Here is a 20012-nt window from a genome sequence, read left to right as displayed (position 1 = left end):
AGATTCCCGCCTCCCGCCGGAGTTTCCCTTGCGGAATGCTGGATTCATGGACATCGACGTGAGAGGGCCGCGCTTCGGGGCGGCCGTGACGACGGCCGTTCTGGCGGTGGCCCTGAGCCTGGAGAACGCCTGGGTGCTGGGCTGGCAGACGCTGGCGTTCGCACTGGGGGCGGCCGCGGGTGTGCAGCGCTCGCCGTACGGCTGGGCCTTCCGCACGGCCGTGCGGCCGCGGCTCGGGCCTCCGAAGGAGTTCGAGGCGCCCGAGCCGCCGCGGTTCGCGCAGGCGGTGGGGCTGGTGTTCGCGGGGCTCGGTCTCGTCGGGTTCACGGTGGGACCGCAGTGGCTGGGGCTGGTCGCGACCGGCGCGGCGCTCGCCGCCGCGTTCCTGAACGCGGCGTTCGGCTACTGCCTGGGGTGCGAAATGTTCCTGCTTCTGAAGAGGGTCACGGCACGGGCGGAGTAAAGGATCACTAAAGAGTCGAGGTCGGATGTAGGCCGACGTGACGAGAATCTCGCCCCCGCCGGGCACCAGGACTGGCTACCCGTCCGTTCTTCGGGCACGATCTGCGAGACGCCGTAAACCTACGGCTGCGTAACTTACCCGCCGGGAGCCCCCTTTCCCGAGCAGAGCAGAAAGGGTCTGTCCCGCCCATGGCAGAGTTGGTCTACCGTCCCGTCATCGGATTCGCCAAGACGTTGTTCAAGGTCTGGGACCTGAAGATCGACTGCCAGGGGTCGGAGAACATCCCGCGCTCGGGCGGCGCCGTGCTGGTGAGCAATCACATCAGCTACCTGGACTTCGTCTTCAACGGCCTCGCGGCCCTGCCGCAGAAGCGCCTGGTGCGCTTCATGGCGAAGGAGTCCGTCTTCCGCCACCGGATCTCCGGTCCGCTGATGCGCGGCATGAAGCACATCCCGGTGGACCGGGGCCAGGGCGAGGCGGCCTACGCGCACGCGCTGGACTCGCTGCGCTCCGGTGAGGTCGTCGGGGTCTTCCCGGAGGCCACCATCTCGCAGTCGTTCACGCTGAAGAGCTTCAAGTCCGGTGCGGCGCGGCTCGCCCAGGACGCCGGCGTCCCGCTGGTCCCGATGGCCGTGTGGGGCACCCAGCGGCTGTGGACGAAGGGGCACCCCCGCAACTTCAAGCGCAACCACCTGCCCGTCACCATTCGTGTCGGCGAGGCGGTCGAGGCACCCCGCGACCAGTACGCGGGCGCCATAACCCGCCGACTGCGCGAGCGCGTCCAGGAGTTGCTGGAGGCTGCCCAGCGCGCCTACCCGGGCCGCCCCAAGGGCCCCGAGGACTCCTGGTGGCTGCCCGCCCACCTGGGGGGTACGGCACCTACGGTGGAGGAGCTGCGGGCGGCAGGCTGACGTGCGTCGCCCCTGAGCGGGCTGCAGCACCCGGCGACATGCGCGCAGCGGGGCTGTCGGTAGGGTTCGCGAGCGTGACGGGAGAGTCGCCACGGCTCTCGTGTGCCGATCGCTGCACGGGGGCTCGTGGATGCGGCGCCGGTGGCGGCGTCCAGCACCTGCCCGAGCACCCGGCCGCCGTCACCGCACAGCCTGCCGGACGGCAGGAGCCGCGCCACGGCGTCGTAGCGCGATGTCGTCCCGGGGATCGAGGGCCCGGGTCGCCACCGCCGGGGCCTCCTTCGCCAACTCGCGTGTGGTAGCGGGCAGTTCCTTGCACGGGTCGTTCCACGCGCCGAGCGCGAGCGGCACCGCGACGGCACCGGCGACCAGGGCCGGCACCACGGCCGAGGCGAGCGCCCTGTGCCTCCGCAGCCGAGCGAGCCGGCCACCGGAGCCGACGCCGCCTTGCCCGTCCGCCGAACCGTGTTCCGTGCCGTTGATGTCGCCTTCTGCCGCTCCCCCGTTGCTCATGGCGGGGAGGTTGGCGAGTGCGATCGCGACGGCGCCGGGCGGGGGTGCCCCCTGCCCTCAGAGCGCGTCGGGCAGCGTCTTCCACAGGTGCGGCCGGTCCGGGGGCGCCTTCAGGGCGTCGAGGACGACCGGGTGCGGTGCGGCGTACAGGGCCGGATAGTCCAGTTCACCGGCCGCGGGGTCGGGGATCCAGGCCAGCCGCTCGCCGTCCAGCGAGAACCGGGCGTCCACGCCGGGCTTGTTGCCGCGCGGGTCCTGCCGGTGCCAGGCGCCGTGGAAGCGGACGGCGACCAGTCCGTGCAGCACATGTCCGCTTCCGTCGTCATGCGTCAGCCGTTGGTAGCACAGGGCCGTCGGGATGTCCTCCGCGCGTAGCAGGGCCGTCAGCGCGTGCGCCTTGGCATGGCAGATGCCCGTGCGTCCTCCGAGGACGTCGGATGCGCGCCAGGTGACACGCGGGTCACCGGAATCCTGGGAGTGCGGGATCGTGTCCCGGACGAATTCATAGGCGGCCCGCGCATAGGCATACGAGTCGGCCGCCCCGGCGGCCAGTCTCTCGGCCGTCTCCCGGACCACGGGATGGTGATGGTCGATGGCCTCGTCCGCGGCCAGGTACGCGGACAGATCGGCGGTGTTCTGGATCAGCTCCATGCCCGCAGAGGATAGGAACGCGGCCACTCGACAGTCAATGACTTTTCGAGTGGCCGCATATCTATGCAATAGCTCGGGGCTAGCGCGCCATCTCCTCCTTGAGCGCGGCCACGAAGGTGTCGACGTCCTCCTCGGTGGTGTCGAAGGAGCACATCCAGCGCACCACCCCGGCGGCCTCGTCCCAGAAGTAGAAGCGGAAGCGCTGCTGCAGGCGCTCGGACACGTCGTGCGGGAGCCGCGCGAAGACGCCGTTGGCCTGCACGGGGTAGAGGATCTCCACACCGTGCACCGCGCGGACGCCCTCGGCGAGGCGCTGGGCCATCTCGTTGGCGTGCCGGGCGTTGCGCAGCCACAGGTCCTTCGCCAGCAGCGCCTCCAACTGCACCGAGACGAAGCGCATCTTGGAGGCCAGCTGCATCGACATCTTCCGCAGGTGCTTCATCTTGCGCACCGCGTCCTGGTTGAGGACCACCACCGCCTCGCCGAAGACGGCGCCGTTCTTGGTCCCGCCCAGCGAGAGGATGTCGACGCCGACCGCGTCGGTGAACGTCCGCATGGGGACGTTCAGGGAGGCCGCGGCGTTGGCTATCCGGGAGCCGTCCAGGTGCACCTTCATGCCGTGCGCATGGGCGTGCTCGCAGATCGCGCGGATCTCCTCCGGCGTGTAGAGGGTGCCGAGCTCCGTGCTCTGGGTGATCGACACGACCTGCGGCATGGCGCGGTGCTCGTCCTCGAAGCCCCAGGCCTGCCGGTCGATCAGCTCGGGCGTGAGCTTGCCGTCCGGCGTGGGCACGGTGAGCAGCTTCAGGCCGCCCATGCGCTCGGGCGCGCCGCCCTCGTCCACGTTGATGTGGGCGCTCTCGGCGCAGATCACCGCGCCCCAGCGGTCGGTGACCGCCTGGAGCGCGACGACGTTCGCACCGGTGCCGTTGAAGACCGGGAAGGCCTCCGCCGTGGACCCGAAGTGGCTGCGGATGATCCGCTGGAGGTTCTCGGTGTACGCGTCCTCGCCGTACGCCACCTGGTGGCCGCCGTTGGCGAGGGCCAGGGCGGCCAGCACCTCCGGGTGGGCCCCGGCGTAGTTGTCACTGGCGAAACCGCGGACCTCGGGGTCGTGATGGCGACGCGCGTCGGTCTTGGGAGGGTTCACGGCTTCTCGGTCAGCCACAGGCGGTTTCCGTTCACTTCCGCGGCGGGCTTGCTCCAGACGCCCTCGATCTCGGCGGCGAGGTCCTTGACGTCCGTGAAGCCCGCGAACTTCGCGTTGGGGCGTTCGGCGCGCATCGCGTCGTGCACCAGCGCCTTCACCACCAGGATGGCAGCAGCCGCACGCGGACCGGCCTCGCCCCCCGCCTTGCGGAAGCCGTCGGCCATGGCCAGCGTCCACGCCTCGGCGGCGGCCTTGGACGCGGAGTACGCCGCGTTGCCCGCGGTGGGCTTCGACGCCCCGGCGGCACTGATCAGCAGGTACCGGCCGCGGTCGCTGCGCTGCAGGCCGTCGTAGAAGGCCAGGGAGGTGTGCTGCACCGTGCGGATCAGCAGCTTCTCCAGCAGGTCCCAGTCCGCGAGGCTCGTCTCCTCGAAGGTCGCGCTGCCGCGCCAGCCGCCGACCAGGTGGACCAGGCCGTCGATCCGGCCGTGCTCCTTCTCGATACGGTCGGCCCAGGCCCGGGTCGAGTCCAGGTCGAGCAGGTCGACCGTCTCCCCGGTGACCGTGGCACCGCCGCGCGCGTAGCGGGCCGCGTCCACGGCCTCCGCCAGCCGCTCGGGGTTGTTGTCGGCGCCGACGACGACCGCGCCGGCCTCGGCGAGCCGGACCAGCGCCGCGTGTCCGGCGGGTCCGCCCGCGCCGGCCACCGCGATCACCGCACCGCTGAGAGACCCGTTGTTCGCCACGTTCTTCCCCTCTGAAGCAGTGTTCTCTTCGCTGCGGTCGCTCACGCGGCGATCCGCTCGGCGCTGTCCGCCGTGATGCCCTTGGTGGAGGCGATCACATTCTTCAGCTTCTTCGACAGGGCCTCGTAGAACATGCTCAGCGGAAACTCGTCCGGAAGCACGTCGTCCACGAGCTTGCGCGGCGGCTGGGTGAGGTCCAGGGCGTCCGGGCCCTTGGCCCACTTGGAGCCGGGGTGCGGGGCGAGGTAGGTGGAGACCAGCTCGTAGCCGGCGAACCAGTGCACCAGCTTCGGGCGGTCGATGCCGTCCTTGTAGAGCTTCTCGATCTCGGCGCACAGCTGGTTGGTGACCTGCGGGGCGCGCTCCCAGTCGATGGAGAGCTTGTTGTCGGTCCACCGGAGGACGTCGTGCTTGTGCAGATAGGCGAAGAGCAGCTGGCCGCCGAGGCCGTCGTAGTTGCGGTTGCGGTCGCCGGTGACCGGGAAGCGGAACATCCGGTCGAAGAGCACCGCGTACTGCACGTCACGGGCCTGCGGGACGCCGTCCGCCTGGAGCTTCACGGCCTCCTTGAAGGCGGTGAGGTCGCAGCGCAGCTCCTCCAGGCCGTACATCCAGAACGGCTGGCGCTGCTTGATCATGAACGGGTCGAACGGCAGGTCACCGTGGCTGTGGGTGCGGTCGTGGACCATGTCCCAGAGCACGAAGGCCTCTTCGCAGCGCTTCTGGTCGTGGACCATCGCGGCGATGTCCTCGGGCAGCTGCAGGCCCAGGATGTCGACGGCGGCCTCGGTGACCCGGCGGAAGCGGGCGGCCTCGCGGTCGCAGAAGATGCCACCCCAGGAGAAACGTTCCGGCGCCTCACGCACGGCGATGGTCTCCGGGAAGAGGACGGCCGAGTTCGTGTCGTAGCCGGACGTGAAGTCCTCGAAGGTGATGCCGCAGAACAGCGGGTTGTCGTACCGGGTGCGCTCCAGCTCGGCCAGCCAGTCCGGCCAGACCATGCGCAGCACGACCGCCTCCAGGTTGCGGTCCGGGTTGCCGTTCTGCGTGTACATCGGGAAGACGACCAGGTGCTGCAGGCCGTCCGCGCGGTGTGCGGCGGGCTGGAAGGCCAGCAGGGAGTCCAGGAAGTCCGGCACCTGGAAGCCGCCCTCGGCCCAGCGGCGCAGATCCTTCACCAGGGCCTGGTGGTAGGCCTCGTCGTGCGGGAGCAGCGGGGAGAGCTCCTCGACCGCGGCCACGACACTGCGTACGGCGGCCTCGGCGTCCGCCCGGGCGGGAGCGCCCTCGGCGTCGAAGTCGATCGATCCGTCCTTGGACTGCCATGGCCGGATCTGCTCCACGGCATCCTTGAGCACGGGCCAGGCCGGGTGCTCAACCACCCTGGTCGACGAAGGAATCCGTCCCTCCGTACCCGCCTGCACAAGAATTTCCGTCATGTCCCATCCTCCACGGGAGAAGCTCGCGTAAGGACACCGTATGCATACCCGGTTTCAGCCAGCAAGAGGCTGCTCGGGAAATTATTCTGTCCGACCCCTTGGTCACCGATGTTTTTCCTGCCGTAAACCGTGACGGCGCTCACTTCCATCGAGCAGCCCGTGCCTTCGCCCGGTGTGCCACCGCGTGGTGAGCGGAGTCCCGTCCGGTCGTCAAGGGTGCGGGTGACGCGCCCACGCGAGGGTGACGACGGGAGCGCATACCGGCCAATCCGCGACCGCCACGCAACCCGGATGCCTCACGCACGTGCGGGTTCATCGCGGGGCCCGGCCGTTAGGCTGCGACTCTGCCCGCGCGGACGACGGCGTCCGCCCGTTCCGCGCGCGCCGAGCCGCCGTCGACGGAACGGAGTCGAACCTTGAACTTCCTTACCATCGGTCACCGCGGGGTCATGGGTGTCGAGCCCGAGAACACCCTTCGTTCCTTCGTCGCCGCGCAGAACGCCGGCCTCGACCTGATCGAACTCGATCTGCACCTCAGCAAGGACGGCGCCCTGGTCGTCATGCACGACGCGGAGGTCGACCGCACGACCGACGGCACCGGGCCGATCGCCGACAAGACCCTGGCCGAGCTGCGCGCCCTGGACGCGGGCCGCGGGGAGCGGGTGCCGGTGTTCGAGGAGGTGCTGGACGCGGTACGCACACCACTGCAGGCCGAGATCAAGGACGTCGCCGCCGCACGGGCCCTGGCGGCGGTGATGCACGAGCGCGACCTGATCGGGCGCGTGCAGGTGTCCTCGTTCCACGACGACGCCATCGCCGAGATCGCCCGGCTGGTGCCGGGCGTGCGCACGGCCCTGATCGCCGGCCGCTACGGCACGGACGTGGTGGAGCGCGCGGTCGCCGTGGGCGCGGCGACCCTGTGTCTCAACATCCGCCGGCTCACCCTGGAGGTCGTCGAGCACGCGCGCGCGTCAGGGCTGCGGATCATCGGCTGGGTCGTCAACACCCAGGATCATCTGCGGCTGGTCCGCGCCCTGGAACTGGACGGCGCGACGACCGACTTCCCGGAGATCAAGCGCACCGGGCGCTTCACGGCCTGACCCGGTCAGACGAGCTTCTTGACCAGCAGCTCGAACTGCAGGTCGTCGCGCTGCGGGATGCCGAAGCGCTCGTCGCCGTACGGGAAGGGGGACATCTTTCCCGTACGGCGGTAGCCACGGCGCTCGTACCAGGCGATCAGGTCGTCCCTTACGGAGATCACCGTCATGTGCATCTCGGCGACGCCCCAGGCCTCGCGGACCTGGCGCTCCGCCTCCGCCATGACCGTCTTGCCGAGGCCCGCGCCCTGCAGCGTGGGGCTGACCGCGAACATGCCGAAGTAGGCGTGGTCGCCGCGGTGTTCCAGCTGGCAGCAGGCGACGATCCGGCCGTCCTGCTCGACGACCAGCAGCCTGCTCTCGGGCGCCTTGATCACTTCCAGCACGCCCTCCGGATCCGTCCGCTGCCCCTGGAGGATGTCCGCCTCGGTGGTCCACCCGGCCCGGCTGGAGTCCCCGCGGTAGGCCGACTCGATCAGCGCGACCAGCGCGTCGACGTCGGCGTCCGTGGCGTCGCGGAAGGTGGGTCCGGTGGCGGCGGTTTCCATGGGCGGCCTTTCGGTGTCGGGCGTGGCAGAACCAGGGTCGAGCGTAACCCTGCCCTAGGCTCCGCCTGCATGGTGCACGTACTCAGCAGCCGGACCCTGCTCACCCCCACCGACCCCGAGCGCTCCCGGACCTTCTACGGCGAGCAGCTGGGGCTGTCCGTCTACCGCGAGTTCGGTACCGGGCCCGAGCGCGGCACGGTCTACTTCCTCGGCGGTGGCTTCCTGGAGGTCTCCGGGAGGGCCGAGGCCCCGCCGTCGCCCGCGGTCCGGCTGTGGTGGCAGGTCGGCGACGTGACGGCCGCACACGAGGAGCTCAGGGACAGGGGCGTCGACATCGTCCGGCCACCGGTGAAGGAGCCGTGGGGCCTGGTCGAGATGTGGATCGCCGACCCGGACGGCATCCGCATCGCACTGGTGGAGGTCCCGGGGGACCATCCGCTGCGGTACCGGCCGGGGATCTAACCTGCGGACGCCTCCTCGGTGCGGGTGCCGGCGGTGAGCAGGTGGCCGCTGACCCCGAGCAGCGAGGGCACGGACTCCGTCCGCCGCAGCGCCGCCAGGACCAGCGTCCGTTGCCGCGGATCCGTCAGCCAGGAGACGAGGTCGCCCATCAGCCACGCCGCGCCTTCGAGGCCGTACTGCCCGTGCGCCGTCAGGCCGGCGTCCGCGAACTCGGCGGGGACGTCCTCCGGTGCGTGGAAGCAGGCCGTGGTGAACAGCGCCTCGGGCCCGCGGCCCGGACGCAGCCGGCCGTCACCGGCGGCCGCCTCGATGTGCGGGCGCCGGTCGGCGTCGAAGTACACACCCTTGGCGAGTGTGTCGTGCAGCCCCGCGAACCGGTTGATGGTGGCGGCGACCACGAGCCCTCCGGGCCGCACCACCCGGCGCGCCTCGGCCAGGGCCCGTACCCGGTCCGGACGCTCGGGCAGGTGGTAGAGCGGGCCGAGGAGCAGCACGACGTCCACGGACGCGTCCGGGGCGTCCAGGGCGCGGGCGTCGCCGGGGCGTGCCCGGACGCCGGGCAGCCGGGCCGCACGTTCGACGTGCAGGGGTACCGGGTCGAGGAGCTCCACGTCGTGGCCGTCGGCGGCCAGCCACTCCGCGTGGACACCGCTGCCACCGCCCACGTCCAGGATCCGCGCCGGTGCGGGCGGCAGCAGCCTGCGCAGGACGTCCTGGGTACGCCAGAACTCCAGCCGTCCGGCGCCGGTGCGCAGCCGGGCGTCCTCCCGGTCGCGTCCGTAGTACTCGGCGATCTCCTCGGCCAGCGCGGGCGCCGTGGTGTCCTCGGGGTCCATGGCCGGAACCCTCCCGCGGCCCGCGCGCCGCGATCAACCGATTTCGCCGCCACGGGGTCCGTCCCGGATGGCCGGGGCCGGGAGCCGGCGTTAGCGTGCGGAGGAGATCTCTGTGCGGTACGGCGGCCCCGGCCGGAAGGAAACCTCATGAAGTTCGACAGGCCGGTGACCGGCGGACCGTGCTGGACCGAGCTCGGAACCAGCGACCTGGAGGGGGCCAAGCGGTTCTACACCGAGTTGTTCGGCTGGCGGCCGGAGACCGATCCGCGGCCGGAGGCGGGCGGGTACACGGTGGCACACCTGGGGGACGCGGCGGTCGCCGCGCTCACCCCGCTGTACCAGGAGTCCCAGCCGGTGGCCTGGAACGTCTCGTTCGCGGTCACCGACGCGGACGCGGCGGTACGGCGCGTGGAGGAGGCCGGCGGGACGGTGATCCTCGGCCCGATGGACGTGTTCGACGTGGGCCGGTTCGCCGTGGCCCTCGACCCGACCGGCGCGGTGTTCCAGCTGTGGCAGGCGCGGTCCTTCCCCGGCGCCGGGCTGTTCAACGCGCCCGGCACCCTCGGCTGGGTGGAACTGGCGACCCGGCACACCGAACGGGCCCGGGACTTCTACACCACGGTGTTCGGCTGGAGCGTCAACGCCTCGGAGTGGTACACGCAGTGGGGCATCGACGGCGACGACTTCGGCGGCATGGCCGACATGGGCGACCGGTTCCCGCCTCAGGTGCCGCCGCACTGGCTGCCGTACTTCGCCGTGGACGACGTGGACGCGACGGCCGAGGTCGCGCAGCGGGCGGGCGGGGCGATCGTCCTGGCACCCGTGTCGGTGCCCGACGGCCCGCGCATCGCGGTGCTGCGGGACCCGCAGGGCGCGGCGTTCGGGGTGCACCGGGCCGGCGAGGAGGGCTGAGGGGGGCTCGGTTTGCCGTCCGTGCCGCTTGCTTGCCTTGGCGTGCGCTTCAACTCCTAGCGTCCTGTGCACCACCCGTCGCCCGGGGATCCCGGAAACTCGGAAAGGGAGCACACGTGCGTTACACGCTGTTCGGACGGACCGGTCTGCGCGTCAGCGAACTCGCGCTCGGCACCATGACCTTCGGCGAGGACTGGGGCTGGGGTGCGGACAAGGGCACCAGCGCGCGCATCCTCGACGTCTACGCCGAGGCAGGCGGAAACTTCGTCGACACCGCGAACAACTACACCGACGGCAGCTCCGAGCGGATCCTCGGCGAACTGCTCGCCGGCCGCCGGGACCGCTTCGTCCTGGCGAGCAAGTACACGTGCGGCACCCGGGACGGGGAGCCCAACTCGGCGGGCAACCACCGCGGGAACCTGGTCCGGTCGGTCGAGGACAGCCTGCGCCGGCTGCGCACGGACCGGCTCGACGTCCTGTGGGTGCACGCTCGTGACAACTTCACCCCGGTCGAGGAGGTGATGCGCGCCCTGGACGACGTCGTGCGCTCCGGCAAGGTGCTGTACGTCGGCGTGTCGGACTGGCCGGCCTGGGAGATCGCCCAGGCCAACACCCTGGCGGGGCTGCGGGGTTGGACCAGCTTCGCGGGCTCGCAGCTGCGATACAGCCTGCTGGAGCGCACCCCGGAGCGCGAACTGCTGCCGCAGGCCCGGGCGTTCGACCTCGCCGTGTTCGCCTGGGAGCCGCTGGCGCGGGGGAAGCTCACCGGGAAGTACCGGCGCGGGGAGACGGGACGGCTGGACGCCTCGGGTGAAAGGCCTGCCGCCTGGGAGGAGGATGTGATCAGCGTCGTGCTGGAGGTCGCCGAGCAGGGCGGCTGGGGCCCCGCGCAGGTGGCCCTGGCCTGGCTGCTGGGCCGGCCCGGGAACGTCGTACCGATCGTCTCCGGCACGAAGCCGGAGCAACTGGCCGAGAACCTCGCGAGCACCGGGGTCCGGCTGGACGCGGACGCGGTGAAGCGACTGGACGAGGCAAGCGCGGTGCCGCTCGGCTTCCCGCACGACTTCCTGCGGGAGCCGCTCATCACGCGGAACGTACTCGGCGACCGCTGGACCGACATCGTCGACCGCCGCTCCACGTACCGTCGTACGGCGCACGACGTCCTCTGACGCCCCTGCCCTACGCCCGCAGGGCCCCCATCCGGCCCTCCAGGCGACCGAGCAACTCGCCGAGGAGTCCGGCGAGTTCGCGCTGCCCGTGCGGGGCGAGCACGCTCAACACGGCTGTTTCGTAGGTGAGTTGCTCCGGGAGGATGCCGTCGACCAGGTCGCGGCCCGCGTCGGTGAGGCGGACGTGGGCGACGCGGCGGTCACGGGTGTCACCGCGCCGCTCGACCAGCCCGCGCTCGGTCAGCTGCTTGAGCCGCTTGGTGACGGCGGCCCCGGAGGAGAACGTCTCGCGGGCCAGCTCCCCAGGGGTCAGCTCGTGGCCGGTGCGGCGCAGCGCGCCCAGCAGGTCGAACTCGGGACGGCTGAGCCCGGCCCGGCGCAGCGGCGCGTCCTCGGCCTGCTGGAGCAGCGCGGCGCACCGGTTGATCCGGCCGATGACCTCCATGGGCCCGGTGTCCAGCTCGGGGTGGACGGCCCGCCACTGCCGCACGACGGAGGCGACGCTGTCGTGGTGAACGGCGGAGCCGGCGGCCCCGGGGCGTCCGGTGCCGGCCGGGTCAGCGCCGGGGTCGGTACCGGGCGGGGGCGAGGCCGGGGCAGTCCCGGGCGGAGGCGAATCGGGATCGATGCCGGACTCGGGCGAGGCGGGGACAGACCCGGCCGAGGCCGAAGCGGGGGCAGCTCTGGGCGGTGCCGAGACGGGGCCGATACCGGACGAGGCCGAGGCCGAGGCACTTCCGGGCGGAGGCGAATCGGGATCGATGCCGGACTCGGGCGAGGCGGGGACAGACCCGGCCGAGGCCGAAGCGGGGGCAGCTCCGGGCGGTGCCGAGACGGGGCCGATACCGGACGAGGCCGAGGCCGAGGCACTTCCGGGCGGAGGCGAATCGGGATCGATGCCGGACTCGGGCGAGGCGGGGACAGACCCGGCCGAGGCCGAAGCGGGGGCAGCTCCGGGCGGTGCCGAGACGGGGCCGATACCGGACGAGGCCGAGGCCGAGACACTTCCGGGCGGAGGCGAATCGGGATCGATGCCGGACTCGGGCGAGGCGGGGACAGACCCGGACAGGGATGTGCCACGCGGTGTTCGCGGGGCGGTGGCGTCGCTCACGGCGGCGGCGCTGCGGGCGGTTCCGGTCGTCCGCTCGCCGGGGTTGCCGGCTTCGCCGGCATCTCGGCCCGGGGCAGGCTCGGTCCCGGCCGCACGCGGGCCGCCACGGCGCTTCCCCGTGCCGGCCATGGCCTCGCTGTTCCCCGGGCGCGCGCCTCCTTTGGGCCGGGCGCCGGCGGGCCGCGCGGCGGAATCGCGGGGGGCCGCGTCGGCCGTGTCGCCCTTCGGCGCGTGTCCACGGTTCGTCGCCGTCATGGCCGTATGCCCTCCGTCGTCCTGCCCGGGTCCTGGACCTGACCCTGCTGCTGGTCGTGCGGTACGAACCCCTGGCGTCGCACCGTCGCCGCGAGCGTACGGTGTCCGGACTGCTCGGCGAGCACGACCCGCTCCTCGGGCAGGGCGCGCTGCCACCACTCGCCGGACGCGGCGTCGGCCGTGGCGCGCAGGTCGGCGAGGGCGGCGGCGAGGCCGCGACGGGCCGCCTCCAGGGCGCGGGGTGCCGGGTGCGGCTCGGCCAGCAGCCGGGCGGCGTTCTCGCGGGCGCGTTCCGCCGCGGTCAGCGCGTGTTCGAGCCGGTCGCCGACGCGCCGGTTGGTGACGGCGACGGCCGCGACGAAGCCGACCAGCGCGCCGACCAGGGTGTCCAGGACCCGCTCGGTGATCAGCTCGGCCGGGTTCTGGGCGCGGGCGAACTCGGTGATCAGCAGGGCCATCGGGGTCACACAGACGCTGCCGAGCCAGTAGTTGCGGGCGATCAGCGCCTCCGCGCCGAAGTTGAGGACGAGGCAGCTCAGCACCAGCGCGACGGGGTGGAGATGGGCGAGCGGGGCGACGACGGCGAACGCGAGGACGCCGAGGACGTTGCCGACGACCCGCTGGACGCCCCGGCTCCAGGTGAGGGTGACGTTGGCCTGGTAGAGGGAGGCCGCGGTGACCAGAGCCCAGTAGGGACGGCCCACCCCGAGCGCGAGGGAGGCGTAACCGGCGAGGGCGCAGCCGATCGCGGTGCGTGCGGCGATCGGGGCGAGGGGGGCCAGACGGTGCCGCAACGGCCGCCTGGGGAGGGCGAGTTCGGCGTCGATGCCGAGGAGTTCGTCGACGGACTCGCGCGGGGACTCGACGCGCGGGATCCGCCCGGTGCCGCGCAGCCCGCGGGCCCAGGAACGCAGTCGTGCCGGGTCGGTGTCGGCGGGGGCGGCGAGGGCGACCTCGGCGCGGACAAGGAGCCGTTCGAGGGCGCGCCGGGTGCGGTCGGGGCGGGTGCCGGCGGCGAGCAGCGACTGCCAGGCGGCGTGGATCGCGGCGGCGCTCGCGGCCCGGGCCCGGGCGTGCCCGTCGGCGGTGCCGCGGGTGTCGGCGTAGGCGGCGGCCGCGCTCAGGGCCTGGGCGGTGGCGCGGCGCTCGGGGCCGTGCGGGCGGAGCAGCCCGGGCGCCATGCCGACCAGCCAGGCCCAGGCGCCGGCCGCGAGGGCCAGCCCGACGTGCCCGGGCACCTGGCCGAGGATCTGCGGCGCGAACAGCGAGGCGGAGCTGATGAAGGTCAGGACCACGTTGGCAGGCGGTCCGAGCCGGGTGGCGTCGCACACGGTCTTCTGCACGGCCGCCATGACGGCGCCCACGGTGACGAGGACGACGGCGTTGCCGGTGAGCGACGCCGCGAGCAGGGAGACCGCGAGGCCGCCGACCATGCCGAGCACCACCCAGGCCAGGACGCGGGCGCGGGCGGCGTACGGCCGGTTGTGCCCGTAGAGCGCGCACAGCGCCCCGGCCATGGTGTACATCGCGAGGTCGAGGCGGCCGAGTCCCAGCAGGATCAGGTTGGGCGGCGCGACCGCGGCGACCACGCTGAGCGCGGGCTTGAACCAGATGTCGGAGGGCCGCCCGAGGCGGAGCACCCCGGCGAGGGGAAGTCGGTGGAGGGTGGCACTGCGCATCACACTAATTTAGCATGTGTTTTACTCGTAAAATTCCTGGCGGAGGTCCGGAGACGGCGCGCTCACCAGGCGTGCTCCGCCGAATGCTCCCCGTGTACACCCTTGCGCTCGCGTGCGCTCCGCATGGCGTGGGCATCGCATTCCTCGACCGACCGTCGAACGGGGAGGTGCGCGTGCACGGACCGGTACCGGCAGCGTGGCTGCTGGTCGCCCTGTGCGCGGCGACCGGGGTCTACTGCCTGCTGCGGATGCGCAGCCGGATCGAGGAGCAGCGCCGGGCCGCGGGCGGCGAGGCGCTCATGGGCTTCGGGATGGCCGTGATGGCCGTACCGGCGGCGGTGTTCGCGCCGCCGAGGTGGGCGTGGCCGGTGTACGCGGCCGTGTTCGGCGCGGCGGCGCTGCGCGCCCTGTGGGCCGCGCGCGCGGCCCCGCACCACCTGCACCACCTGGTGGGCACCTCAGCGATGGCCTACATGGCGGTGGCCATGGCCGCGGCCCCGCCCGGCGCCCATCACGTGCACGGCGGCTCGGGGGTGCCCCTGCTGACCAGTGTGCTGCTGCTGTACTTCGCGGGTTACGTCCTGCTCGCCGGCGCCCGTCTGGTGCCGGCCGCCGTCGCGGTGGCCGGGCCGGGCGGCGGCCCGGTCGGCTGGGGCGACCGGCCGGAGCTGGCGCGGGCCTGCCGGCTGTCCATGGGGATCGGCATGGTGGCGATGCTGCTGACGATGTGAGCGGCGTCTGCCGGGGTGCGTTGCCTGCGTCACTTCGCCGGCCCGGGCCGTACCCGGGAGCGGCCTCGCGCTCATAGGGTGCTGACCATGATGGTCCCCGTGACCCTGCTGCTGCTCGGCGCCCTCACCGCCGTCCTCGCCCCGCGGCTGCTCGCCCGGGCCGACTGGGCGGACCGCGAACCGGTCGTCGCCCTGTGGGTGTGGCAGTGCGTCGTGGCGGCCGTCCTGCTGTGCTGCGCGCTGTCGATGACGCTCAGCGCGTCGGCCGCCTGGCAGCAGGTGCGGGGGCAGTTGTTCGCCCGGGCCCCGCGCGCGGTCGTGGACGCCTACGCCCTGGGTACGGCCGGGCCGTGGGCGGCGCCCACCGCCGTGGCTCTCGCCGCGGGCGGCCTGTGGAGCCTCGCCATGCTGGTGCGCGAGGTCGTACGGGCCCGGGCCCGGCGGCGTACCCGAAGGGCCGAACTCCTCGCGCGTGCACCGCTGTTGCCGGGAGAGGAACCGACGGGCGGCCGGCTGGTGGTGCTGGAGGGCGAGCGCCCCGACGCCTGGTGGCTGCCCGGTGCGGCACCCCGCCTGGTCATCACGACGGCCGCGCTGCGGCGCCTGAAAGAGCGTCAACTGCACGCGCTGCTCGCCCACGAGCAGGGCCACGCACAGGCCCGGCACGACTGGCTGCTGCACTGCTCGGCGGCGCTGGCGGGCGGGTTCCCGCAGGTACCGGTGTTCGCCGCGTTCCGCGCCGAGATGCACCGGCTGGTCGAGCTGGCCGCCGACGACATGGCCTCCCGGCGCTTCGGCCGGCTCACGACGGCGCTGGCGCTGCTCGAACTCAATGAGGAGCGGGGCGTGTTCGGTCCCTGCCCCACCCCCCAGGCCCATGTGCCGCAGCGCGTACACCGGTTGCTCACTCCCCCGGACCGGCTCCCCGTTCTGCACCGGCTGCGTCTGACGGCCTTCGCGGCGCTGGCGCCGGTGATCCCGGTACTGGTGGCCCTGGTTCCGGGCCTGCGGGCACTCGGCTGACGCCCCTGGTCGTGATCCGCCGGTACCCGCTGCTCACCGTGGACGGCGACCTCTCTGCTCGTGTGGCGGCACGCCGTCTGGTGGACGGTGCTGTGGCCGGCGGTCACCGTGGCCCTGGCGGCGGTCGTGCAGCGGCCGGTGGAGATCGCCGTCGGCCGGTCCCGGCCGGTGTGGCCGGATCCCGTCGACTGGGCCCGCTACGCGGCCTTCCCGTCCGGTCACGCCATGACGGTCACCATGGTGTGCGGCCTGCTGCTGTGGCTGCCGCACCGCTTCGGCGGGGCCGCGTCCGGTGGTGTACGGCCGTGGCGGTGGCGGTGGTCTCGGTGGTGAGGGTGGGCGTGACCCGGGTGTGGCTGGGTCTCCACCGGCCCTCGGAGGCGCTGGGCGGCCGGCTGTTCGGGGCGCTGGTGGTGGTCCTGGCCGTGATCGTCCACGCGTGGCCGCGGCCCGGTCACGCCGACTCCGCCGAGCACCGGCCGGATAGGGTCGGGTGCATGACTGCCGTGTTGTTCGACTTCTCCGGGACGCTGTTCCGCGTCGAGTCCACCGAGTCCTGGCTGCGCGCCGTACTGGCCGAGACGGGGCACACTTTGCCCGAACCCGAACTGAAGGCGGCCGCAGGTGCCTTGGAGGCGGCCGGTGCGCTGCCGGGCGGTGCGAATCCGGTGGAGCTGCCCGCGGACCTGGCCGGGGTCTGGGCGGTGCGGGACGAGAGCGCGGAGCTGCACCGGGCCGCCTACACGGGCCTGTCCCGGCGGGTTCCGCTGCCCGACCCCGGGCTGCACGACGCGCTGTACGAACGGCACAAGGTCCCGGCCGCCTGGGCCCCGTACCCGGACGCCCCCGAGGTGCTGCGCACGCTGCACGAGCGCGGCATCGGCGTGGGCGTGGTCAGCAACATCGGCTGGAATCTGCGCCCGGTGTTCCGCGAGCACGGGCTCGACCGGTACGTGGACGCGTACGTCCTGTCGTACGAGCACGGCGTGCAGAAGCCGGATCCGCGGCTGTTCTCGGTCGCCTGTGCGGCGCTGGGCGCCGATCCGCGGCAGGTGGTGATGGTGGGCGACAGCAAGGAGGCCGACGGTGGCGCGGCCGCGCTCGGCTGCCGGGTGCACTTCGTCGACCACCTGCCGGTGACGGACCGGCCCGACGCGCTGCTGCCCGTGCTGGACCTGGTGAGCTGAGCCCGGCGGCCGGCCTCGGTGCGGCACTGCGGCGACAGGGTCGGCGACGCCCGGGAAAAGGTCTCGCCGCCACGCCGTCCGCCTGAGACGATCCCCCGCGTCGCCCCAGACGGACGGCAGCCCTGGACTGGGCCCGCGCAAGACGGTACCCACTGCGGTGAGTATAGTTGGCTGGCAGCCAGTCAACGCAGGAGTTACAGGATGTCCCCGCGCAGCGCCTCGGTCAATGAAGAGTTGCGGCGCCGTTCCCGGGAGCGGCTGTTGCAGGCCGCCGTGGAACTGGTCGACGAGCACGGCTTCGAGGCCACCACGCTCGGCGACATCGCGGACCGTGCCGGTTCGGCGCGCGGACTGGTGTCGTACTACTTCCCCGGCAAGCGCCAGCTGGTGCAGTCCGCCGTGCACCGGCTGATGCACCGCACGCTGGAGGAGGCGCTGGAGCGGGAACCGCGCACCGAGGACGGCCGGGAGCGCCTCGCCCGGGCCATCGACGCGATCCTGGGCCTGGCCCACGACCGGCCGGTGCTGATGCGCCAGCACATGGCGGGGCTGCTCCACGCCGAGGGGTTCGTGGCGTGCCCGGAACAGCGCCGGCTGGCGGAGCTGCTCACCGACACCGTCAACCGGTACGGCTCCCAGGACGTCGCCGCCGACTATCCGATGCTGCGGGCCCTGTTGATGGGGGCCGTGTATGCGGCGCTGATCCCCGGGGTGCCGATGCCCGTTCCGGTGCTGCGGGCCGAACTGTTCCAGCGCTACGGGCTCGACTGGGAGTCGGGGGTGCCACCGGAGAGCGAGACGGGCAGGAAGGGGCGGGAGCGGGATCTGTCCCGGTTCTTCGCCACGGAGGAGCGCCCGAGCAGCGCGTGACGGACAGGTGGGGCGGTACGGCGGCGATCCGCCTCAGTCGCGGCGTACGTGACGCGGGGTCAGGAAACCGGCGTCGCGCGCCTGGGCGATCAGTCTGAGGGCGCGGCGACGACTGTGTCCGGTCGCGCTCATCACGGCGAGCACCGGGTCGCCGCCCTCCTCCTGTGCGGCGCGGTACTCCTGCGCGACCAGCCGACGGCCCTCGATGCCGCGCGGCCAGACGGCCCGGGCGCGCCGCGGGCCCACGCAGAACGCGCTCGCCGACTCGTCGCCGGCCTTCTCGTCGCGGGCCCTCTCGTCGCCGGCCTGCCCGTCGCCCGCATCCTCGGTGGGCCGCTCCGCGTGTTCCTCCGCGGCGGACTCCGCCTCGCCCGGCTTCTCCGCCTCGCGCTCGTCCTGGTCGGCGGTCTCCGGTTCGTGCCGCGCCTCCGGCCGGCCGTCGCCGACGCTTCCGCCCTCGCCGTCGCCCTCGTACGACCGCTCCGCCGCCACCCCGCAGGCCTCGAACAGCGGCCCCTGGATCCAGTCCGCGAGCACCGTGAGGTCGGCGAGGGACAGGGCCGGTTCGGCCGTGACGTCCTCGATGGACACGCAGTCCTCGCGCACGACGGCCAGCGCGTCGACGCGTGCGCCGTCCGGGAAAGCGAGCCGCACATAGAACCAGGACGTGGCGTCGCCCTGCTCCCGCACCTTCCACGCGGGCCACACGGACACCGCGCCGTCCTCCGCGTTCCGATCGGAAAGATGAAGAAAGCATGCTTCGGGCACACACGCAACGTACCCGTGTGATCACATCCCGTACGAACGGACACGCGTCGAGGTCACCCCGCCAGCCCCTGCCGCCGGGCGCCCGGCAGTGCGATGCTGGAACGGTCCGCACGCCCCTCCTTCGTCACCTCCGTCGTCCGAGGAGTACCGCTGTGCTGCGTGTCGCCGTCGTCGGTTCGGGTCCGAGCGGGTGTTACACCGCCCAGAGTCTGGTTCAGCAGGATCCCGAGGTGTGCGTGGACGTCCTCGACCGGCTGCCGTGTCCCTACGGGCTGGTCCGGTACGGCGTCGCCCCGGACCACGAGAAGATCAAGTCCCTGCAGGGCAGCCTGCGGACGGTGCTGGAGCACGAGCGGGTGCGGTTCCTCGGCGGTGTCCGGGTGGGCGGCCCGGGCGGGCTGCCCGTCGAGCGGCTGCGGGAGCTGTACCACGCGGTGGTGTACTGCGTGGGCGCCGCGACCGACCGCCGGCTCGGGATTCCGGGCGAGGAGCTGCCCGGCAGCTGGTCGGCGACCGACTTCGTGGCCTGGTACAGCGCGCATCCGGACGCGGCCGACGCGGGCTTTCTGCGTGGAGTGCGGTCGGCCGTCGTCATCGGCGTGGGCAATGTGGCGGTGGACGTCACGCGGATGCTGGTCCGGGGTGCGGCGGAGCTCCGCCCGACGGACATGCCGCAGGCGGCGCTGGAGGCGCTGACGGCGAGCGGGATCACCGAGGTGCACATGGTGGGCCGGCGCGGCCCCTCACAGGCCCGCTTCACCACCAAGGAGCTGCGCGAACTGGGCGCGCTGCCCGGCACCGAAGTCGGCGTCGATCCGGCCGACCTGGCGCTGGATCCGGCCGACCCCGCCGCCCTGCCCGCCGTGCAGCGCCGCAACCTGGAGGTGCTCCGCGGCTGGGCCGCCCGGTCCTCGGCCCCTGCCGTCCGCCGCATCGGACTGCGCTTCTTCCTGCGGCCCGTGGAACTGCTCGCGGACGCCGGCCGGGTGGGCGCCGTGCGTTTCGAGCGGACGGCGCCGGACGGGCAGGGCGGAGTGACGGGCACGGGCCGGTTCGTGGACGTGCCCGCGCAGTTGGTGCTGCGTTCGGTGGGCTATCGCGGAGTGCCGCCGGACGGGCTGCCGTTCGACGCGCCGAGCGGCACGGTGCCGAACGCGGCGGGGCGTGTCGTACGCGCGGGTGCCCCCTGCCCCGGCGAGTACGTCGCCGGGTGGATCAAGCGCGGGCCGACGGGTGTCATCGGCACCAACCGGCCCTGCGCCAAGGAGACGGTGACCTCCTTGCTGGCGGACGCTCCGGCGCTGCTGCGCCGGCAGGTGCCCGGGGATCCGGTGCCCGCGCTGCGGGCGGCCGGGATCGAACCGGTGACCTGGACGGGCTGGCTGGCGATCGAGCGGGCCGAGGCCGAGCTGGGCGCGCGGCTCGGGCGGGGCGTGGTCAAGCTGGCCGACTGGGACGCGCTGCTCACGGCGGCACGGTCGGCGTAGGCCC

The 20012-nt window shown here is 72.9% G+C and carries 22 protein-coding genes; 12 read left to right on the top strand and 10 right to left on the bottom strand.

Translation table 11 applies throughout. The features are described 5' to 3' along the window. Window positions 1-46: 46 nt before the first annotated feature. Window positions 47-463, top strand: coding sequence for a DUF4395 domain-containing protein (locus FB563_RS30415; RefSeq protein WP_142219006.1), 417 nt, complete (start codon window positions 47-49; stop codon window positions 461-463). Between the two features lie 188 nt (window positions 464-651). Continuing rightward, window positions 652-1374, top strand: coding sequence for a lysophospholipid acyltransferase family protein (locus FB563_RS30410; protein WP_055708313.1), 723 nt, complete (start codon window positions 652-654; stop codon window positions 1372-1374). A gap of 180 nt (window positions 1375-1554) precedes the next feature. On the opposite strand, the gene FB563_RS30405 is transcribed toward FB563_RS30410, so the two are convergent. The 5 genes from FB563_RS30405 to FB563_RS30385 all read right to left on the bottom strand — a co-directional run bounded on the left by FB563_RS30405 (window position 1555) and on the right by FB563_RS30385 (window position 5873). Then, window positions 1555-1887 (bottom strand): hypothetical protein, encoded by a 333-nt coding sequence (locus FB563_RS30405; RefSeq protein ID WP_055708312.1) that lies wholly within the window; start codon window positions 1885-1887, stop codon window positions 1555-1557. Window positions 1888-1944: 57 nt separating this feature from the next. Beyond that, complete coding sequence (locus FB563_RS30400) at window positions 1945-2538, bottom strand: transglutaminase-like domain-containing protein (RefSeq protein ID WP_055708311.1); 594 nt, start codon at window positions 2536-2538, stop codon at window positions 1945-1947. A gap of 79 nt (window positions 2539-2617) precedes the next feature. Further along, window positions 2618-3688 carry a threonine aldolase family protein gene (locus tag FB563_RS30395; protein WP_055708310.1) on the bottom strand — a complete coding sequence of 357 codons (1071 nt, stop codon included), beginning with the start codon at window positions 3686-3688 and terminating at the stop codon, window positions 2618-2620. Beyond that, the gene (locus FB563_RS30390; RefSeq protein ID WP_055708309.1) at window positions 3685-4479 is read right to left on the bottom strand and encodes an SDR family oxidoreductase; all 795 of its coding nucleotides are present in this window, start codon (window positions 4477-4479) and stop codon (window positions 3685-3687) included. The genes FB563_RS30395 and FB563_RS30390 overlap by 4 nt, the downstream gene beginning before the upstream one ends. Then, on the bottom strand, window positions 4476-5873 hold the full coding sequence (locus tag FB563_RS30385) for a DUF6421 family protein (RefSeq protein WP_055708308.1): 1398 nt from the start codon (window positions 5871-5873) through the stop codon (window positions 4476-4478). The genes FB563_RS30390 and FB563_RS30385 overlap by 4 nt, the downstream gene beginning before the upstream one ends. A gap of 416 nt (window positions 5874-6289) precedes the next feature. On the opposite strand from FB563_RS30385, the gene FB563_RS30380 reads away from it, so the two are divergent. After that, entirely contained in the window at window positions 6290-6973 is a 684-nt protein-coding gene (locus FB563_RS30380; protein WP_079048952.1) for a glycerophosphodiester phosphodiesterase, read from the top strand. A gap of 5 nt (window positions 6974-6978) precedes the next feature. Here the strand turns inward: FB563_RS30380 and FB563_RS30375 are convergent, their stop codons facing one another. Then, a complete protein-coding gene (locus FB563_RS30375) occupies window positions 6979-7518 on the bottom strand; it encodes a GNAT family N-acetyltransferase (RefSeq protein WP_055708306.1) in 540 nt (179 codons plus the stop codon). 69 nt (window positions 7519-7587) lie between these two features. Between FB563_RS30375 and FB563_RS30370 the strand changes: the two genes are divergently transcribed. Beyond that, on the top strand, window positions 7588-7980 hold the full coding sequence (locus FB563_RS30370; RefSeq protein ID WP_055708305.1) for a VOC family protein: 393 nt from the start codon (window positions 7588-7590) through the stop codon (window positions 7978-7980). Here FB563_RS30370 and FB563_RS30365 read toward each other — a convergent pair. Further along, window positions 7977-8816: a class I SAM-dependent methyltransferase gene (locus FB563_RS30365; RefSeq protein ID WP_055708304.1), complete on the bottom strand. Its 840-nt coding sequence runs from the start codon at window positions 8814-8816 to the stop codon at window positions 7977-7979. The genes FB563_RS30370 and FB563_RS30365 overlap by 4 nt on opposite strands. Window positions 8817-8963: 147 nt before the next feature. Between FB563_RS30365 and FB563_RS30360 the strand changes: the two genes are divergently transcribed. Next, entirely contained in the window at window positions 8964-9728 is a 765-nt protein-coding gene (locus FB563_RS30360; protein ID WP_055708303.1) for a VOC family protein, read from the top strand. A gap of 116 nt (window positions 9729-9844) precedes the next feature. Next, the gene (locus FB563_RS30355) at window positions 9845-10897 is read left to right on the top strand and encodes an aldo/keto reductase (RefSeq protein WP_055708302.1); all 1053 of its coding nucleotides are present in this window, start codon (window positions 9845-9847) and stop codon (window positions 10895-10897) included. Window positions 10898-10907: 10 nt separating this feature from the next. Here FB563_RS30355 and FB563_RS30350 read toward each other — a convergent pair whose 3' ends face one another. Both FB563_RS30350 and FB563_RS30345 read right to left on the bottom strand, forming a co-directional pair. Then, entirely contained in the window at window positions 10908-11525 is a 618-nt protein-coding gene (locus FB563_RS30350; protein ID WP_142219088.1) for a MarR family winged helix-turn-helix transcriptional regulator, read from the bottom strand. 734 nt (window positions 11526-12259) lie between these two features. Beyond that, window positions 12260-13942: an FUSC family protein gene (locus FB563_RS30345; protein ID WP_055708301.1), complete on the bottom strand. Its 1683-nt coding sequence runs from the start codon at window positions 13940-13942 to the stop codon at window positions 12260-12262. Between the two features lie 173 nt (window positions 13943-14115). Here FB563_RS30345 and FB563_RS30340 point away from each other — a divergent pair, with 173 nt between their 5' ends. The 5 genes from FB563_RS30340 (at window position 14116) to FB563_RS30320 (ending at window position 17753) form a co-directional block, all read left to right on the top strand. Continuing rightward, window positions 14116-14673: a DUF5134 domain-containing protein gene (locus FB563_RS30340; RefSeq protein WP_055708317.1), complete on the top strand. Its 558-nt coding sequence runs from the start codon at window positions 14116-14118 to the stop codon at window positions 14671-14673. Between the two features lie 87 nt (window positions 14674-14760). Further along, complete coding sequence (locus FB563_RS30335; RefSeq protein ID WP_055708316.1) at window positions 14761-15696, top strand: M56 family metallopeptidase; 936 nt, start codon at window positions 14761-14763, stop codon at window positions 15694-15696. Window positions 15697-15756: 60 nt separating this feature from the next. Continuing rightward, window positions 15757-16029: a phosphatase PAP2 family protein gene (locus FB563_RS30330; RefSeq protein WP_055708300.1), complete on the top strand. Its 273-nt coding sequence runs from the start codon at window positions 15757-15759 to the stop codon at window positions 16027-16029. A gap of 164 nt (window positions 16030-16193) precedes the next feature. Then, on the top strand, window positions 16194-16883 hold the full coding sequence (locus FB563_RS30325) for an HAD family hydrolase (protein ID WP_055708315.1): 690 nt from the start codon (window positions 16194-16196) through the stop codon (window positions 16881-16883). Window positions 16884-17084: 201 nt separating this feature from the next. After that, the gene (locus FB563_RS30320) at window positions 17085-17753 is read left to right on the top strand and encodes a TetR/AcrR family transcriptional regulator (protein ID WP_055708299.1); all 669 of its coding nucleotides are present in this window, start codon (window positions 17085-17087) and stop codon (window positions 17751-17753) included. 33 nt (window positions 17754-17786) lie between these two features. Here the strand turns inward: FB563_RS30320 and FB563_RS30315 are convergent, their stop codons facing one another. Continuing rightward, the gene (locus FB563_RS30315) at window positions 17787-18467 is read right to left on the bottom strand and encodes a DUF6214 family protein (protein ID WP_079048951.1); all 681 of its coding nucleotides are present in this window, start codon (window positions 18465-18467) and stop codon (window positions 17787-17789) included. 206 nt (window positions 18468-18673) lie between these two features. Between FB563_RS30315 and FB563_RS30310 the strand changes: the two genes are divergently transcribed. Further along, window positions 18674-20008, top strand: coding sequence for an FAD-dependent oxidoreductase (locus tag FB563_RS30310; protein ID WP_142219004.1), 1335 nt, complete (start codon window positions 18674-18676; stop codon window positions 20006-20008). The last annotated feature ends 4 nt before the right edge of the window (window positions 20009-20012 follow it).

This window comes from Streptomyces puniciscabiei (genome assembly GCF_006715785.1).
GTDB classification, from domain to species: Bacteria; Actinomycetota; Actinomycetes; order Streptomycetales; family Streptomycetaceae; genus Streptomyces; species Streptomyces puniciscabiei.
Note: the sequence above shows the minus strand (reverse complement) of the source record. Positions and strands in the feature narration are given on the sequence as shown.

Bases quoted from the DNA above. Each gene is read 5' to 3' on its own strand.
- FB563_RS30415 (WP_142219006.1), top strand. From the start codon at position 47: ATGGACATCGACGTGAGAGGGCCGCGCTTCGGGGCGGCCGTGACGACG.
- FB563_RS30410 (WP_055708313.1), top strand. From the start codon at position 652: ATGGCAGAGTTGGTCTACCGTCCCGTCATCGGATTCGCCAAGACGTTG.
- FB563_RS30405 (WP_055708312.1), bottom strand. From the start codon at position 1,887: ATGAGCAACGGGGGAGCGGCAGAAGGCGACATCAACGGCACGGAACAC.
- FB563_RS30400 (WP_055708311.1), bottom strand. From the start codon at position 2,538: ATGGAGCTGATCCAGAACACCGCCGATCTGTCCGCGTACCTGGCCGCG.
- FB563_RS30385 (WP_055708308.1), bottom strand. From the start codon at position 5,873: ATGACGGAAATTCTTGTGCAGGCGGGTACGGAGGGACGGATTCCTTCG.
- FB563_RS30375 (WP_055708306.1), bottom strand. From the start codon at position 7,518: ATGGAAACCGCCGCCACCGGACCCACCTTCCGCGACGCCACGGACGCC.
- FB563_RS30370 (WP_055708305.1), top strand. From the start codon at position 7,588: ATGGTGCACGTACTCAGCAGCCGGACCCTGCTCACCCCCACCGACCCC.
- FB563_RS30365 (WP_055708304.1), bottom strand. From the start codon at position 8,816: ATGGACCCCGAGGACACCACGGCGCCCGCGCTGGCCGAGGAGATCGCC.
- FB563_RS30360 (WP_055708303.1), top strand. From the start codon at position 8,964: ATGAAGTTCGACAGGCCGGTGACCGGCGGACCGTGCTGGACCGAGCTC.
- FB563_RS30345 (WP_055708301.1), bottom strand. From the start codon at position 13,942: ATGCGCAGTGCCACCCTCCACCGACTTCCCCTCGCCGGGGTGCTCCGC.
- FB563_RS30335 (WP_055708316.1), top strand. From the start codon at position 14,761: ATGATGGTCCCCGTGACCCTGCTGCTGCTCGGCGCCCTCACCGCCGTC.
- FB563_RS30325 (WP_055708315.1), top strand. From the start codon at position 16,194: ATGACTGCCGTGTTGTTCGACTTCTCCGGGACGCTGTTCCGCGTCGAG.
- FB563_RS30320 (WP_055708299.1), top strand. From the start codon at position 17,085: ATGTCCCCGCGCAGCGCCTCGGTCAATGAAGAGTTGCGGCGCCGTTCC.